The 14957-nt window shown below is 62.4% G+C and carries 15 protein-coding genes; 11 read left to right on the top strand and 4 right to left on the bottom strand.

Annotated elements, in window-relative coordinates:
- Window positions 1–37 precede the first annotated feature (37 nt).
- The 3 genes from ACM6HV_RS26710 to ACM6HV_RS26700 all read left to right on the top strand — a co-directional run bounded on the left by ACM6HV_RS26710 (window position 38) and on the right by ACM6HV_RS26700 (window position 2844).
- Window positions 38–826: an SDR family NAD(P)-dependent oxidoreductase gene (locus ACM6HV_RS26710; RefSeq protein ID WP_414905705.1), complete on the top strand. Its 789-nt coding sequence runs from the start codon at window positions 38–40 to the stop codon at window positions 824–826.
- An 82-nt stretch (window positions 827–908) separates the two neighbouring features.
- Entirely contained in the window at window positions 909–1778 is an 870-nt protein-coding gene (locus ACM6HV_RS26705; protein ID WP_414905704.1) for an alpha/beta fold hydrolase, read from the top strand.
- Window positions 1779–1845: 67 nt separating this feature from the next.
- Window positions 1846–2844, top strand: coding sequence for an NADP-dependent oxidoreductase (locus ACM6HV_RS26700; protein ID WP_414905703.1), 999 nt, complete (start codon window positions 1846–1848; stop codon window positions 2842–2844).
- A 14-nt stretch (window positions 2845–2858) separates the two neighbouring features.
- Here ACM6HV_RS26700 and ACM6HV_RS26695 read toward each other — a convergent pair whose 3' ends face one another.
- Window positions 2859–4055, bottom strand: a complete 1197-nt coding sequence (locus ACM6HV_RS26695) for an MFS transporter (protein WP_414905702.1) — start codon at window positions 4053–4055, stop codon at window positions 2859–2861.
- Between the two features lie 242 nt (window positions 4056–4297).
- On the opposite strand from ACM6HV_RS26695, the gene ACM6HV_RS26690 reads away from it, so the two are divergent.
- From ACM6HV_RS26690 to ACM6HV_RS26670, 5 genes are all read left to right on the top strand, one after another.
- Window positions 4298–5230 carry an AraC family transcriptional regulator N-terminal domain-containing protein gene (locus tag ACM6HV_RS26690; protein ID WP_414905701.1) on the top strand — a complete coding sequence of 311 codons (933 nt, stop codon included), beginning with the start codon at window positions 4298–4300 and terminating at the stop codon, window positions 5228–5230.
- 89 nt (window positions 5231–5319) lie between these two features.
- Window positions 5320–5775: a (2Fe-2S)-binding protein gene (locus tag ACM6HV_RS26685; RefSeq protein ID WP_027613020.1), complete on the top strand. Its 456-nt coding sequence runs from the start codon at window positions 5320–5322 to the stop codon at window positions 5773–5775.
- The gene (locus ACM6HV_RS26680) at window positions 5775–8027 is read left to right on the top strand and encodes a molybdopterin cofactor-binding domain-containing protein (protein ID WP_414905700.1); all 2253 of its coding nucleotides are present in this window, start codon (window positions 5775–5777) and stop codon (window positions 8025–8027) included. The genes ACM6HV_RS26685 and ACM6HV_RS26680 overlap by 1 nt, the downstream gene beginning before the upstream one ends.
- Window positions 8028–8044: 17 nt before the next feature.
- Window positions 8045–9397, top strand: coding sequence for a c-type cytochrome (locus ACM6HV_RS26675; RefSeq protein ID WP_414905699.1), 1353 nt, complete (start codon window positions 8045–8047; stop codon window positions 9395–9397).
- 11 nt (window positions 9398–9408) lie between these two features.
- Window positions 9409–10413 carry an XdhC family protein gene (locus ACM6HV_RS26670; RefSeq protein ID WP_145596906.1) on the top strand — a complete coding sequence of 335 codons (1005 nt, stop codon included), beginning with the start codon at window positions 9409–9411 and terminating at the stop codon, window positions 10411–10413.
- 45 nt (window positions 10414–10458) lie between these two features.
- On the opposite strand, the gene ACM6HV_RS26665 is transcribed toward ACM6HV_RS26670, so the two are convergent.
- The 3 genes from ACM6HV_RS26665 to ACM6HV_RS26655 all read right to left on the bottom strand — a co-directional run bounded on the left by ACM6HV_RS26665 (window position 10459) and on the right by ACM6HV_RS26655 (window position 12705).
- Window positions 10459–11412: a bifunctional helix-turn-helix transcriptional regulator/GNAT family N-acetyltransferase gene (locus ACM6HV_RS26665; protein ID WP_414905698.1), complete on the bottom strand. Its 954-nt coding sequence runs from the start codon at window positions 11410–11412 to the stop codon at window positions 10459–10461.
- A gap of 220 nt (window positions 11413–11632) precedes the next feature.
- Complete coding sequence (locus ACM6HV_RS26660) at window positions 11633–11974, bottom strand: hypothetical protein (RefSeq protein WP_041062700.1); 342 nt, start codon at window positions 11972–11974, stop codon at window positions 11633–11635.
- An 86-nt stretch (window positions 11975–12060) separates the two neighbouring features.
- Window positions 12061–12705: an ATPase gene (locus tag ACM6HV_RS26655; protein ID WP_414905697.1), complete on the bottom strand. Its 645-nt coding sequence runs from the start codon at window positions 12703–12705 to the stop codon at window positions 12061–12063.
- Window positions 12706–12875: 170 nt separating this feature from the next.
- Between ACM6HV_RS26655 and ACM6HV_RS26650 the strand changes: the two genes are divergently transcribed.
- The 3 genes from ACM6HV_RS26650 to ACM6HV_RS26640 all read left to right on the top strand — a co-directional run bounded on the left by ACM6HV_RS26650 (window position 12876) and on the right by ACM6HV_RS26640 (window position 14888).
- Window positions 12876–13124 (top strand): hypothetical protein, encoded by a 249-nt coding sequence (locus ACM6HV_RS26650; protein WP_047294879.1) that lies wholly within the window; start codon window positions 12876–12878, stop codon window positions 13122–13124.
- 103 nt (window positions 13125–13227) lie between these two features.
- Window positions 13228–14385, top strand: a complete 1158-nt coding sequence (locus ACM6HV_RS26645; RefSeq protein WP_041062709.1) for a GGDEF domain-containing protein — start codon at window positions 13228–13230, stop codon at window positions 14383–14385.
- Window positions 14386–14393: 8 nt separating this feature from the next.
- Window positions 14394–14888 (top strand): PaaI family thioesterase, encoded by a 495-nt coding sequence (locus ACM6HV_RS26640; RefSeq protein WP_414905696.1) that lies wholly within the window; start codon window positions 14394–14396, stop codon window positions 14886–14888.
- Window positions 14889–14957 lie beyond the last annotated feature (69 nt).

Below are 14957 nucleotides of genomic sequence, written 5' to 3'. Positions count from 1 at the left end.
GCGTTCTGTTTCTCACATCCTGAAAGAGAGATCCCCCATGAGCACTCGCCCTACTGTTCTGATCACTGGCGCCTCCACCGGCATTGGCGCGGTCTACGCCGAGCGCTTCGCGCAACGCGGCCATGATCTGGTTCTGGTCGCCCGCGACCAGGCACGCCTGGACGCACTTGCAGCTCGTTTGCGCAGCGAACACGATGTCACCGTCGATGTAATCCCGGCGGACCTGACCCAAGTCGCTGATCTGAGCACCGTTGAAAGCCGCCTGCGCGACGACGCCCGTATCGGCATCCTCATCAATAACGCCGGCGCCGCCCTCTCCGGTAACTTCATCGACCAAAGCGCCGACAGCGTTGCGCAACTGGTCGCCCTCAACACCACCGCGCTGGTGCGCCTGGCCAGCGCCATCGCTCCACGTCTGGTCAAGGCCGGTGACGGCGCGATCATCAACGTCGGTTCGGTGGTGGGCCTGGCGCCGGAGTTCGGCATGACCGTCTACGGTGCGACCAAGGCCTTCGTCCTGTTCCTGTCCCAGGGACTGAGCCTGGAACTGTCACCTCAGGGCGTCTACGTGCAAGCCGTACTCCCCGCCGCCACCCGTACGGAGATCTGGGATCGCTCCGGCATCGACATCAACACCTTGAGTGACATCATGGAAGTGGGCGATCTGGTGGATGCCGCTCTGGTCGGCTTCGATCGCCGCGAACCGGTAACCATCCCGCCGCTGCACGAAGCGCAACGCTGGAATGATCTGCAAGGCGCACGTCAGGGCCTGATCGGGCAAATCCGTCAGTCTGCGGTTGCCCAGCGCTACCTGGACCCACAGTGATTGTCTGGTAGCAAACACGCGCGGCGGATTCGATGCAGGCGCAAGTCACTGCATCGAATCCGGCCCGCGATCCGGAGCAGAAATGAATCAAATCCTGGCAAATAACCACACTGGCGCGTCGACGCCATTCAGCAACGCGGCGAACCAGTCGATCACGGTCAACGGCGTTCGCTTCGCTTACCGCGACATCGGCCCCGCGATCGGCGTGCCGCTGGTGCTGTTCAACCATTGGGGCGCCGTGCTGGACAACTTCGATCCCGCGATCATTGATGGCCTGGCACGAACCCGACGGGTCATTACCACTGACTATCGCGGTATTGGCGGCTCTGGTGGAGCCGCGCCACTGACTGTCGGTGAAATGGCTGACGATGCCATTCAGTTGATCCGGGCGCTGGGGCTGGAAACCGTTGATGTACTGGGATTCTCGCTCGGCGGCTTCGTTGCTCAGGATATTGCCCTGAAGGCGCCTGATCGGGTGCGTCGGTTGATTCTGACCGGTACCGGTCCGGCCGGTGGCGACGGCATCGACAGAGTCGGTGCGGTGACGTGGCCATTGATCCTCAAAGGCTTGCTGACCTTGCGCGATCCCAAGGTCTACCTGTTCTTCACCTCGACAGCCAATGGCCGTCGATCTGCGTCGCAGTATCTGCGACGCCTGAAAACACGCAAAAACAATCGCGACAAAGGCCCGACACCGAGCGCTTTTCTGCGCCAGTTGAAAGCGATCACCGCGTGGGGCCAACAGCCGCCGCAAGACCTCGGACGCTTGCGCATACCCACGCTTATCGTTAACGGCGACAGCGACATCATGGTGCCCAGCGTCAACTCGATGGCGCTGGCCAAGCGCATTCCCAACGCACAACTGGTGATTTATGAGGATGCCGGCCACGGCGGGATTTTCCAGCACTGCGTTGATTTTGTCGCCAAGGCCCAGGCATTCCTCGACGCCTGACGACACGGCGCAGCAACACCGCAACGCGCCAGCTACCCTCCTTACAACCGCCAAGAGCCGCACTACGATGAAAGCATTTCTGATTGATCGCTATGGAAAGAACACCGGGCGCATTGGCGAAGCGTCTGCCCCTGTGGTGGGTGCCCGTGATGTCTTGATCGAGGTACACGCCAGCAGCGTCAATGTGCTGGATTCGAAGATCAGCAGTGGCGAGTTCAAGCTGATTCTGCCCTATGCATTACCGCTGATACTGGGCAATGATCTGGCGGGTGTGGTGGTTGAGGTTGGCTCACAGGTGACGCAGTTCAAACCGGGAGACGAGGTTTACGCTCGCCCGCCGGAAACGCGGATCGGAACGTTCGCCGAATGGATCGCCGTGGACGAAAACGCGGTCGCACGAAAACCTGCCAATACCAGCATGGCACAAGCCGCGTCCCTGCCCTTGGTAGCGTTGACGGCGTGGCAAGTACTGATCGAAACCGCACAACTGAAAAAGGGTCAGAAAGTACTGATTCACGCGGGATCCGGTGGGGTTGGCAGCATTGCCATCCAGTTGGCCAGACACCTCGGCGCCTTCGTCGCCACGACCACCAGCACCGCGAACGTCGAATGGGTCAAGGCACTGGGGGCCGATCTGGTCATCGACTACAAACAGCAAGACTTCGAAAGCGTCCTGCACGACTACGACGTGGTGTTGAACAGCCTTGGCCCGGACGTTTTGCAAAAATCACTCAAGGTCCTGAAGCCCGGCGGCCAACTCATTTCCATCTCGGGACCGCCCACCGCACAGTTCGCACAAGAACAAGGCTTGTCCTGGCCATTGCAACAGGTCATGCGCCTGTTGAGCTTCGGTATCCGGCGCAAGGCGCGCAAGCAGGCGGTCAACTACACGTTCGTCTTCATGCGGGCCAATGGTGCACAACTGCAAAAAATCGCCACGCTGGTCGAGGAGGCAATCATCCGACCGGTGATTGACCGAAGCTTCTCGTTTGCCTCGACGGCAGAGGCGTTGAAGTACGTCGAGCAGGGGCGCGCCAAGGGCAAGGTCGTCGTTACGCTCAAATGACAACGTGCCCCTCGTCAGCCGGCCGCGTTCGACTCGACCAGATGAACTTCAGTCGCACTGCGACCGGCGCACCAAGCGAGCACCGACGCAATCACTAACACCGCCGCGCTCAGCTCGAAGGTGGCTTTATAACCGCTCAGATCAAACGCCAGGCCACCGACGATGGCCCCTCCGGCGATTGCCAGTTGCACGATGGCCACGAGCAAGCCTCCGCCGGCTTCGGCATCCTCCGGAAGCGTCTGCGCCAGCCATGTCCACCAGCCCACGGGAGCCGCCGTGGCGACCAGTCCCCAGAGTCCGAGCAGCACCGCAGTCAGAAGCGGCGATGCGCCAAAGTTGACCAGCGCCAGGGCGATGAGCGCCATTATCAGCGGGATAACCGTCAGCGTGCGGTACAAGCCAGTGCCGAGGAAACTTTCGATCACAAAGGTCCCGATGAAACCGGCAAGCCCCAGCCCCAGCAACATTAGGGAAAGGGTTGAGACGCTGACCCCGGTGACCCCCTCCAGAAAGGGCCGCAGGTAGGTGAACAGCATGAATTGCCCCATGAAAAATACGCTGACAGCGACCATCCCCAAAGCGACCGGCCATTGCTTCATCAGCCGCAGGGCGTTGCCGCGACCGGCCTGACGCTCAAGCTTGAAGGACGGCAGACTGATCAGCAGCCATATGGCCGCCAGCGCGGCGACCGGAACCACACAGAAGAATGCGCCGCGCCAACCTATCAACGCGCCGAGGAAACTCCCCGCCGGAGCGGCGATTACCGTCGCCAGCGCGTTACCGCCGTTGACGATCGCCAGTGCCCGGGACACTTGGTCAGGCGGCACCAGACGCATCGCGGTTGCCGCTGACAACGACCAGAAACCGCCGATCGCGATGCCGATCAAGGCCCGCCCGAACATGAACGACGGATAGCCCGGCGCGAACGCGACCACCGTGCCCGAGACGATCATCAGCAAGGTCAGCCCCAACAGCAGTTTCTTGCGCTCGACCCGAGCAGCGACCGCTGCAATCACCAGGCTGGTCATCAGGGCGAATGCACCGGACACGGAAATCCCCTGCCCGGCCTGGCCTTCGCTAATCTGCAGTTCCGCGGCAATCGGCGTCAGCAGACTGACCGGCATGAATTCTGAAGCGACCAGAGCGAAGGCGGCCAACGACATGGCCAGCACCGCGCTCCAGCCGCGCTGTTCTGTAGAAAGGGAAGTCATTGGAACTACCTGTATGGCGAGAGGCGTCCGGGCGATGGCCCGGACGAACTGTTTTCACGGTGCGAGGATCGCGTTGTCGAATCGCGTCTCTCCCGTAATGGTTTGACACATTCTCCCGGTCGATTCACCTCTGCCCTAGTGCATTCCTCTTGAATGCTTGCCTGATCCTCTGAGGATGCAGGGTGGTGTATAGGAATCGCCTGTGCAGCGGATTAGAGTTCGTTCAACAGGAGTTGCCCGACATGATCCCTACCCCGCTGCGCCACGAATCACCTTTGGCGTTGAACATTGACTCGCGCGTGAGCGTAGCGGGTGACTTCGCCACGTCGATACCCGGCCTGTCGCTGTTTCGTCGCGATCAGCCGGCGCCACCGAGCGTGTGCATGATCGAGCCGAGCCTGATTCTGGTGGGCCGTGGGGAAAAGCGTTTGTGGGTCGGCGGTGAGGGTTACCGCTACGACCCTTCGCGATTTCTGGTCACTTCACTGGATCTGCCCGCCAATTCCGAAGTGCTGGCAGCCAGCCCCGAGCTGCCCTGTGTCGGGCTGGTGCTGAAACTGGATGTCGGCATGCTCGCCGAGATCCTCAGTAAAGGTGGCTTGCCTGCGAAACGGCAGCCGTCGATGAACGCGGGCGCTGGCATTGGCAGCATGTCGACCGCGCTGGAAGGTGCGCTCGAACGCCTGCTGGCCTTGCTCGACGAGCCTGAGGCGATTCCGGTGCTGGCGCCGCTGGTGCTGCGGGAAATCCACTATCGGTTGCTCCATACCGATCAAGGTGCGCGGCTGCGGCAGATCACAGCCGTCGATGGCCAGGGTTATCGCATCGCCAAAGCCATCGACTGGCTCAAGGTCAACTACACCGCGGCGCTGCGCATCGATGAGCTGGCGGCGCGGGTGCAGATGAGCGCACCGACCTTTCACCATCACTTCCGCCAACTCACCGGCATGAGCCCGCTGCAGTACCAGAAGTGGCTGCGACTGAACGAGGCGCGCCGGCTGATGTTGATGGAGCGTCTGGACGTTTCGCGAGCGGCGTTTGCGGTCGGCTATGAAAGTCCCTCGCAGTTCAGCCGCGAATACGCACGCCTGTACGGCACCGCACCCAGTCGGGACATCGCACTATTGCGTGGCGACCCCTTCGCCGCAGAAGCACTGGGCAATACGGCCAGTTGAGCAAAAGAACACGCGTTACCGGTGAGGCGCCACGCCGCGTTTCACCGCTTAAAAAAATGCACGTCAACCGATGATCGAGCGGGTGAACCATGGAACTACGAATCAACCAGAAAACCTATCAGGTCGATGCCGACGCCGATACGCCCCTGCTGTGGGTGATCCGCGATGATCTGGGCATGACCGGCACCAAATACGGCTGTGGCCTGGCGCAATGCGGCGCCTGCTCCGTGCTGGTGGACGGCAACGTGGTGCGCTCGTGCGTCACGCCGGTGGCCGGTGTGGTCGGTCGCGAGGTCACCACCATTGAGGCGATCGAGGCCGATGACGTCGGCAAACGGGTGGTCTCGACCTGGGTTGATCTGCAGGTCGCCCAGTGCGGGTACTGCCAGTCCGGGCAGGTGATGGCCGCCACGGCGCTGCTCAAGCAGAACCCCAAGCCGAGTGATGCGCAGATCGAGGCGGCGATGGTCAACCTGTGCCGCTGCGGCACGTACAACGCTATTCATGCCGCCGTGCATGAGCTGGCCGGCAAGGGAGACGCCTGATGAACGTGCGTATCGATCCTGCTCAGGAAGTATCAGCACTGGCTCTGCACGAGCCGATCAACGTGTCGCGCAGACGTTTCCTGGCCGGCACCGCCGTCGGCGCACTGGTGCTCGGCTTCGGCCTTCCGCTGGGCACGACGCGCGTGCAAGCGGCAGTGGCCGCCGCAACTGCCGAGCGTGGCACGCAGGTGCCGGCGTTTCTGGAAATCCGCCCGGACAACCGCGTGCGCCTGCTCTGCCCGTTCATGGAAGGCGGACAAGGTACGTTCACCGCGATGGCGCAGATCGTCGGTGAAGAACTGGATGCCGACCCGGCGACTTTTCTGGTCGAAGCCGCGCCACCCGGCGAAGCCTATGTGGTGATGGAAAACGGCATGCGCATCACCGGCGGCAGCATGTCGGTGCGCATGAGTTACCCGGTGATGCGCCGCCTCGGCGCCCTCGCCCGCGCCATGCTGCTGCAGGCCGGTGCGCAGAAACTTGGGGTGCCGGTCAGCGAGCTGAGTACCGAACCCGGCAAAGTCGTGCACGCCAGGTCGGGTCGCTCGCTGGCCTACGGCGAACTGGCCGAGCACGCCATGGATCTGCCGGTTCCCGATCCGGCCTCGGTGCAACTGCGTGATCCGAGCCAGTTCCGCTGGATCGGCAAACCGGTGAAGCGCGTCGATGCCTACGACAAGTCCACCGGCAAGGCGCTGTACAGCATCGACCTGAAGGTCGACGACATGCTGCATGCCGCCGTTCAGCATGCCCCGCGTTTGGGCATGACCGTGGGCAATTTGCGCAACGAAGAGCAGGTCAAGGCGATGAAAGGCGTGCATTCCGTGCATCGTCTGCCGGGTGCCGTGGCGGTGGTCGCCGAGCGTTGGTGGCACGCCAAACGTGCAGTGGAAGCAATACAGGTCGACTGGCAAGAGCCAACCGCCGACAGCAAAGTTCGGCCGATGCCCGCAGACTTTTCCAGTGATGCCTGGCTCAAACGCCTGGCTGACGACAAAGGCCCGGCCAGGGATGATGAAAATGAGGGCGACGTGGCTGCAGTTCTGGCCAGCGCCAAGACCCGGATTGACGCCACTTACCACAACCAGTACTTGAACCACGGACAACTGGAGCCGCCGTCGGCGCTGGCCCGATTCAATCCCGACGGTTCGCTGGAAGTCTGGCTGCCGAATCAGGCGCCGGACATGTTCCGTGCCGACATCGCCAAACGCACCGGGCTGGACCCGTCGCGCATCACCTTGCATTCGCCATTGCTCGGGGGCTTCTTCGGTCGGCATTTCCTTTACGATGCCGCCAGTCCCTACCCGCAGGCAATCGAGTTATCGAAAGCGGTTGGCCGCCCGGTCAAACTGATCTGGAGTCGCGAGGAAGAGTTTCTGCGCGATGTGCTGCGTCCCGTGGCCGCCGTGAATTTCCGCGCCGCGCTGGACAACGACGGCTGGCCGCTGGCAATCGAAGCGATCAGCGCCACCGAAGGACCGACCGAGGCGCTGGCCGGCAAACAGGGTGAGAAGCTCGACCCGACGGCGCTTGAAGGCTTGTCGGGCAAGTCCTATGCAATCCCCAACAAGCGCATCGCGCAGATCTACGCCAAAGGCCCGGCGATGCTCGGTTACTGGCGTTCGGTGGGCAATTCGCTCAACGACTTCTTCTATGAATCGTTCCTTGACGAACTGGCTGACAAGGGTGGCAAGGACCCGTTCGAATTGCGCCTGCATCTGCTGCGCGACAACCCGCGACTGACCACCCTGCTGCAAGCCGTGGGCGAGCTGTCGGGTGGCTGGAAGCGTGGGCCGTTTACCGCGGCGGACGGCAGCAAACGTGCGCGAGGCGTGGCGATGGCGTCGCCGTTCGGTACCCAGACGGCGGTGATCGCCGAGGTCTCCATCGAGCACGGTCAGGTCAAGGTGCACGACATCTGGCAGGCAATCGACCCCGGCAGCATCGTCAATCCGGCGATTGTCGAAGCGCAGGTCAACGGCGCGGTGGCGCTGGGCCTGTCGCAGACCCTGGTGGAGGAAGCCGTATGGATTGATGGCAAACCGCGCGCGCGCAACTACGACTTGTATCCGATCCTGCCGCCTGCGCGGATGGCCCGGGTCCACGTGCGTGTGGTCGAGAGCGGGGAAAAAATGGGCGGCATCGGTGAACCACCGTTGCCCGCTGTCGCGCCCGCCGTCGCCAATGCGGTGGCAACGCTGACCGGGCAACGTGTGCGCAGCCTGCCCATGAGCCGCCACACCTTCACTTGATCAGCGCCGGAGCGTCCATGAACAACAGCCGATTCGCAAGAACCGCAGGCTGGCTGGCAGTGCCGTGCCTGGTCGCGGCAGGCCTGCTGGCCTGGTATGTCACCCGCGAGCCTGTCTCGCGCCTTGAAAACAACCACACCGCCGTGGCCGATATCGACCCGGCGCTGGTCGCTCGTGGCGAATACGTCGCCCGACTCAGCGATTGCGTGGCGTGCCACAGCGTGCCGGGCGGTGCGCCGTTCGCTGGCGGTCTGGAAATGGCCACACCACTGGGCGCGATCCACGCGACCAACATCACCCCGGAGCCGGAAACCGGCATCGGTCGCTACAGCCTGGCGGACTTTGACCGTGCGGTGCGCCACGGCGTGGCACCTGAAAGCCGTCGTCTGTACCCGGCGATGCCCTACCCGTCCTACGCCAAGCTCAGTGACGACGATGTGCGAGCGCTGTACGCGTTTTTCATGAAAGGCGTGGCACCGGTCAAGCAGGCGAATATCCCGAGTGCGATTCCTTTTCCGTTGAACCTGCGCTGGCCGATTGCGTTGTGGAACGGTGTGTTTGCCGATACCGAACCTTACGTGGCCAAACCGTCGCAGGATGCCGTGTGGAATCGCGGCGCTTATCTCGTGCAAGGCGCCGGGCACTGCGGCAGTTGCCATACGCCGCGCGGTCTGGCGTTCAACGAGAAGGCCCTGGATGAATACGCCTCGCCGTACCTCGCCGGCGCCTTGCTCGATGGCTGGTATGCGCCGAGCCTGCGTGATGATCACAATACCGGCCTGGGCCGCTGGAGTGAGCCGGAGATCGTGCAGTTCCTCAAGACCGGGCGCAACAAACATGCAGTGGTTTACGGCTCGATGACCGAGGCGTTCAACAACTCCACGCAGTTCATGAGCGATGACGATCTGACCGCGATTGCCCGTTATCTCAAGTCATTGCCCGGGGACCGTCAGCGCGACGGCCAGCCATGGCAGTACCAAACGGTTTCGGCGACGGAACGTCTGGACGCGCCCGGTGCTCATACCTACGTCACGCGCTGTGCTTCGTGCCACGGTTTGGACGGCAAGGGCCAGTCCGAATGGATGCCGCCGCTGGCCGGCGCCACCTCGGCACTGGCCAAGGAAAGTGCCTCCGCGATCAACATCACCCTCAACGGTTCGCAACGGGTGGTGGCCGCCGGAGTACCGGACGCCTATCGCATGCCGGCCTTCCGCGAGCAGTTGTCGGATCAAGAGATCGCCGAAGTGCTGACCTTCATGCGCAGCACCTGGGGCAATCAGGGCGCTGCCATTGAAGCGCAGGCCGTCAACAAGCTGCGTGAACGTACCGATCCGGCGAGCAGCAGCCCGATCATCCTGCAAATGCGTTAGAGGAACGTTTGATGGAAAGCATCGACTTGCTGGTCCTGCGCACCGCGCGGGACTGGCTCGCCGCCGGCGAGCAGGTGTTGCTCGCCACGGTGGCGCGCACATGGGGCTCTTCGCCGCGCCCGACAGGGTCGATGATGGCTTTGCGTAACGACGGACGCGTGGTCGGCAGCGTGTCCGGCGGCTGCATCGAGGACGACCTGATCCAGCGCTACACCACCGCGCACGGCGGCAGCGGCCTCAAGGACAGTGCGCCCGAGGTGGTGCGCTACGGCGTCAGCGCCGACGAGGCGCATCGTTTCGGTTTGCCCTGTGGCGGCACGCTTGAGCTGATTCTCGAGTTCAATCCCTCATGGCAGGTGCTGGACCAACTGCTGCTGCAACTGGATACCGGGCAACTGGTGCGCCGCTGCCTGGCACTGGATAGCGGTCGCGTCACACTGCAAGCCACGGCCACCCCGGAGCAATTCAGTTTCGACGGCCAACAGATGCTCAATACCCTCGGGCCGGGGTATCGGCTGCTGATGATCGGTGCCGGCGCGCTGGCCGAGTATCTGGCGACCATGGCGCTGTTCAACGGCTTCAAGGTCGCGGTGTGCGACCCGCGTGCGGAATACATCGAAACCTGGGCGGTGAACGGCGTGGAGCGGATCATCGGTATGCCGGATGACGTGGTGCGCGACTTCGCGGTCGATCTGCGCACCTGCATCGTCGCCTTGAGCCATGATCCGCGACTCGACGATCTGGCGCTGCTCGAAGCTCTTCACAGCCCGGCGTTTTACATCGGCGCCATCGGTTCGCGGCGCAATAGCCAACTGCGCCGCGAACGGCTGATCGAGCATTTTGGTGAGACCCAGGCATCACTTGAGCGCCTGCACGGGCCGATCGGCATCTACATTGGCAGCAAGACACCGGCGGAGATCGCCGTCAGCGTGATGGCCGAGATCCTGGCCGCGAAGAATGGCGCCAGCCTGCCGAAGGCGTTTTCGATTGCCAGCGCCAAGGCGCAGGAAGCCTGATTGGCGGACACATTCAGCGCCTGCGTGATGACGCTGAATCAACCTTCAACGTGAGGCGGCTGCACGGGTGAACTGTTGTTCCGTGACCACGCTGCCCCACTGGCTGCCCTGCTCTTCCATCGTCAGTTCGAACCCGGCCGCTTCGTACAGTCGGCGCGCGGCGTCGAGGCCCTTGAAGGTCCAGAGCTGAATCGCGTCAAAGCCGTGCTGATCGCAAAACTCCACCGCCGCGCTCAGCAGTTGCCGACCGACGCCACTGCCGCGGCAGCCGTCGTCGAGGATGAACCAGCGCAGATGCGCCTGATTGTTACCCAGATCCTGCCCGTCGATTGCGATGGAGCCGACGATGCGCTCATCAAGCGTGGCTACCCAGATCTGGTTGCAGGGCTGATCGAGGCGTCCGACAAACTCCGCCGTTTCACGGGCGACACGGCTTTCAAAGATCGCGCCGAAACCGGAATGCCGCGAATAATAATCCGCATGCATTTGCGCCACGCGGCCGATCAGCCCGGGGCGATAGCCGGCGCTGATGTGCAGGTTCGGCGTGAGTGGCTGGTCGGCGCCCAGACGGATGGTCTTGAGCGCATGCGCGTAGGTTGAAAGGCCCTGCGCCACGCTCTGTTGCTGCGACGGATTGAGCGTGTCCAGTGCCTTGCTGACCTGGGCCTGGCCGTAGGCATGAATGTCGGCGACGGTCTGCCGGCCCTGCGCGGTCAGCTGCAACAGCTTGACCCGGGCGTCCTCGGCGGCGCGCTCTTCGATCTCCCCGGCCTTGATCAGTTTGCCGACCATGCGGCTGACACTGGACTTTTCCAGACCAAGGCTTTGCGCCAGTTGTGCAGCGCTGACGCCGTCCCCGGCCTCGATTTCCAGCAATGCGTGCACGCCGGAGGCTGAATAGTCGGTCGCCGCCAGGGTGGCGCGCAGGAAACCGAACTCACGCACCATCGTGCGCGACGCTGTACGGATTTCTTCGATCAAGGCTGCTGGGATACTCATGACACATCACCGCTGAAATTTAGTTGTACTATACAACCATATTTGAATATGACGGTGCAAGAAGCTGACGACGCCGGGCAAGCGTTCAAAAATTGTCGACGTCGCCACCGCAGCCAACGTCAGGCAAAAAAAGCCCCGCAACCGAATGAGGTGCGGGGCAAAGTATTGGTTGGTTGCGGCCAACCAAAGGAGCTCGGTCAGAACGGTTTGCGCGGCCGGGTCAGATGCAATCCTGGGCAGCGCGTTCAAAACTGGAAGGCAGGAAATTGGAAGCCAGCAAGTGGCGCTCATAGATGAACACTTTGCCGCCGTTGCCGGCCTTGTAGGCTTCCAGCACGTTGTCTGCCGACACCTTGCTCGGCACCACGATCCGGTAGCTGCGCTGGGTCTGCGAGACGGTCGGGTTCAGCGCACTGCTCTGCAGTTTGGGCACCACGCAATCGGCGTATTGCGCCGGGGTCTTGCGGGTCTGCAAGGTCAGCGTCGGGTCGTTTGGTGCGGAGGCGCAACCGGCGAGCAGCAAGGAGGCAACAGCCAGGGTCGGGGCAAAAAAAGTACGCATCGGTGTAATCCTGAAAATAAAAGTCCGGTTCATCCGGCAGCGGTTCAGCGTGACGGCGCCGCCGCCGCCCTTTTGATTTTGAGTGTTCAGCTGGAAGCCACCAGCGCCTTGAGCGAGGCATCGAACTGCTTCAAGGCATTGAGTTGCAGATCACGTTGTTGCTGGATCTGCGCGGCAATCTCCTGCGCCGCTTTGTCGTGTACCCAGACCGACGGAATCTGTTTCTCCACCGAGCCCTCGGCCTTGCCGATGTATTGCAGGTCGACATCGTAGAAACGCGCGATGAAATGCGCTTCGTACAGGCTGTTTTGCTGGGTCAGCAAGCGGTTGAAGGTGTCGAGTTTCACCACGATGTCCGGGTGTGCCTGAATCAGCGCATCAAGGCTGTCGTAAACCGTCACCGACGAAAAATGACGCTGCAGCGAGCTGAGCAACCAATCGATGGCCAGTTCCGGGTCGGAACTGCTGACAAAGGCTGCACGAATTCGCGAATCCAGCGCGTCCTTGGCGCCGTGCAACGCCATGTCGTGGTAGCGCGTCAGGTATTGCAGGTTTTCCCGGGTGTTTTCGCTGTACAGCACACCCACGGTCTGTGAATGTTGCAATGTCGCGCTGCTGCCGGCGATTGGCTGAAGATGACACGCACAAGCGTCGTCTGCGTAAGACGGTGCCGTGGCTACCATGCCGCTCATCAGCAGAGCGGTCAGCGCCAGTCGGGTCAGTGTCTTCATCGCGCAATTTCCTTGAGCTGCGTTTTCAATGAAGGCAATTTTCCGCCTATTGCCTGCAAAGCTGAACTTGCGTTTCGTGATGGTCACTATTACTTCTAGCGATAGTTACTGACGATAAAGTTTGATCCATGCTCATCTCTAATGACTAAAACAACAGTGAGGACGCCGCTTTGAGAACCTTTGACCTGATCCGCGACGCGGTTTTGCCCGACTTTCGCGAGCGGGTGGCGGAATACCTGGTGCAGTACGAAAACGTGTTGCTGGACAAGGACATCACCGATGTGCAGCTCAAACGCGATACGGCCAATCAGTTGCGTGGCTATCTGCGCGGGCTGAACACCACACGGGTGCTGGGCATGGCTTATTGGGAAGAACTGGATCGGCGGGTCGTCGACACCTGGCTCGCGCCACAGTCATGACGGCGAACGCCCGGCCATGACATCAGCGTGCGGAGCCTGCCAAAACGGCCCCGAACGCTTACAATCGCCGGCCCTACCGACCTTCTGACAGGCTCCCCCGGAAATGCCGCTCGACCCACTGACGATGCTGACCATTTCGATCGCTCTCGCAGCCGCCGCCGCGCTGTATCTGGCGGTCGAGTGGCGCAGCATTCGTGAGCCTTCGCTGCTGTTCTGGAGCGCCGGTTTCGCCACCATCACCATCGGTTCCACCCTGGCCCTGCTGCGCAGCAACGGTTTTCTGCTGATCGGCATCTGGTTCGCCAACGGCTTGCTGGTGACCGCGCACTTTCTGTTTTTGCTGGGGGTGGCGCGCTTCACGCAGATCCGTCTGTCCCCGGCCTGGTACCTGATTTTCGTCAGCTGGCTGGTCATGCTGTTGTTGCCGGACGGGCCGCTGTGGTCGAAAGTCATGCTGGCCGCCAACTCGCTGCTGGTGGCCGCCTCGACGCTCAAGGCCAGTCTGCTGCTGCGCCCCCATGGCAGCTCGCTGAGCGTCGGCGCGGTGCAACTGCGCTACGTGTTGCTCGGTCACGGGCTGTTCTATGTGGCCAAGGCCCTGACCGTGATGATCCCGGGCACGCTGATCGATCTGGCTGCGTTCCGGGGTGAAATCATTCAGATTTCGCTGGTCGAAGGCGCAATGGCGATCATGCTGATCGCGCTGTCGATGACCGGCACCGAACGCTACCGGCGCGAGGAACAGATCGCCCGACTGGCCGCCCGTGATCCGCTGACCGCTCTCTACAACCGCCGCGCCCTCGATGTGCGCGCGCCGCGCTTGCTGCAGGACGTCTCTCCGGCGCATCCGGGCGCCCTGCTGCTGATCGATATCGACAACTTCAAATCGGTCAACGATCAGTACGGCCACAGCGCCGGCGACCGTCTGCTGGTGGCCTTGAGCGAAATGATCCGCGCCGAGACCTCCGATGAGGCGCTCGCCGCCCGTTTGGGCGGCGACGAGTTTGTGATTTTGCTGAGCAACGCGCCCAGTGATCACGTCGTCAGACTGGGCGACGCCCTGCGCGATCAGTTTCACCGCAGCGCCGCTCAGGCATTTCCGACACCAGAGCCAGTGACGTTAAGCATCGGCGCCACCCTGTTCAACCAGCCGCCGGCCAGTCTCGCGGCATTGATCGAACAAGGCGACGCCGCGCTCTATGAATCCAAGCGCGGTGGGCGCAATCGCCTGCGTCTGACCGGAATCACCCCTTCAGGATGACCAGCCCCATGACCCGTTCCGAAACTCCCCTGCAAGACCTCGCCGCCCCCGAGGGCGTCTGCTACGGCTGCGGCGGCCGCAACCCGCATGGGCTGCACGTCAAAAGCTTCTGGCACGAGGACGGCGTGCATGTGATGGCCGAACACCTGCCGGACGACAAATACTGCGGCTGGCCGGACCTGGTGTACGGCGGGTTGCTGGCGATGCTGGTCGACTGCCATTCCAACTGGACCGCGATGGCTTACCACTACCGCGCCGAACAGCGTGCCCCGGGCAGCCTGCCGCGCATCGACTGCGTCACCGGCAACCTCGGCCTCAAGTTCATCAAACCCACACCGATGGGCGTCACCCTGACCTTGCGCGCCAGGGTCGAAGGCGACGTCGGGCGCAAAACGCGGGTGATCTGCGAGGTGTACGCCGGGGAAGTGCTGACGGCGGTGGGTGATTCGGTGTTCGTGCGGGTCGATACCGGGCAACTGGCGGACGCGGCGCACGGGCGCTGAATTTACACGCGCCCCTGTAGGAGCTGCCGCAGGCTGCGATCTTTTGACTTTAAAGATCAACATCAAAAG

This window comes from Pseudomonas sp. IT-P260, assembly GCF_949768395.1.
GTDB lineage: Bacteria > Pseudomonadota > Gammaproteobacteria > Pseudomonadales > Pseudomonadaceae > Aquipseudomonas > Aquipseudomonas parakoreensis.
The sequence above is the reverse complement of the archived record's forward strand: the minus strand, read 5'-3'. Positions and strand labels throughout refer to the sequence as shown.

Coding starts and splice junctions, on each gene's coding strand:
- ACM6HV_RS26665 (WP_414905698.1), bottom strand. CDS start 11,412: ATGAGTATCCCAGCAGCCTTGATCGAAGAAATCCGTACAGCGTCGCGC.
- ACM6HV_RS26670 (WP_145596906.1), top strand. CDS start 9,409: ATGGAAAGCATCGACTTGCTGGTCCTGCGCACCGCGCGGGACTGGCTC.
- ACM6HV_RS26685 (WP_027613020.1), top strand. CDS start 5,320: ATGGAACTACGAATCAACCAGAAAACCTATCAGGTCGATGCCGACGCC.
- ACM6HV_RS26675 (WP_414905699.1), top strand. CDS start 8,045: ATGAACAACAGCCGATTCGCAAGAACCGCAGGCTGGCTGGCAGTGCCG.
- ACM6HV_RS26690 (WP_414905701.1), top strand. CDS start 4,298: ATGATCCCTACCCCGCTGCGCCACGAATCACCTTTGGCGTTGAACATT.
- ACM6HV_RS26645 (WP_041062709.1), top strand. CDS start 13,228: ATGCCGCTCGACCCACTGACGATGCTGACCATTTCGATCGCTCTCGCA.
- ACM6HV_RS26695 (WP_414905702.1), bottom strand. CDS start 4,055: ATGACTTCCCTTTCTACAGAACAGCGCGGCTGGAGCGCGGTGCTGGCC.
- ACM6HV_RS26640 (WP_414905696.1), top strand. CDS start 14,394: ATGACCCGTTCCGAAACTCCCCTGCAAGACCTCGCCGCCCCCGAGGGC.
- ACM6HV_RS26680 (WP_414905700.1), top strand. CDS start 5,775: ATGAACGTGCGTATCGATCCTGCTCAGGAAGTATCAGCACTGGCTCTG.
- ACM6HV_RS26655 (WP_414905697.1), bottom strand. CDS start 12,705: ATGAAGACACTGACCCGACTGGCGCTGACCGCTCTGCTGATGAGCGGC.
- ACM6HV_RS26705 (WP_414905704.1), top strand. CDS start 909: ATGAATCAAATCCTGGCAAATAACCACACTGGCGCGTCGACGCCATTC.
- ACM6HV_RS26710 (WP_414905705.1), top strand. CDS start 38: ATGAGCACTCGCCCTACTGTTCTGATCACTGGCGCCTCCACCGGCATT.
- ACM6HV_RS26660 (WP_041062700.1), bottom strand. CDS start 11,974: ATGCGTACTTTTTTTGCCCCGACCCTGGCTGTTGCCTCCTTGCTGCTC.
- ACM6HV_RS26700 (WP_414905703.1), top strand. CDS start 1,846: ATGAAAGCATTTCTGATTGATCGCTATGGAAAGAACACCGGGCGCATT.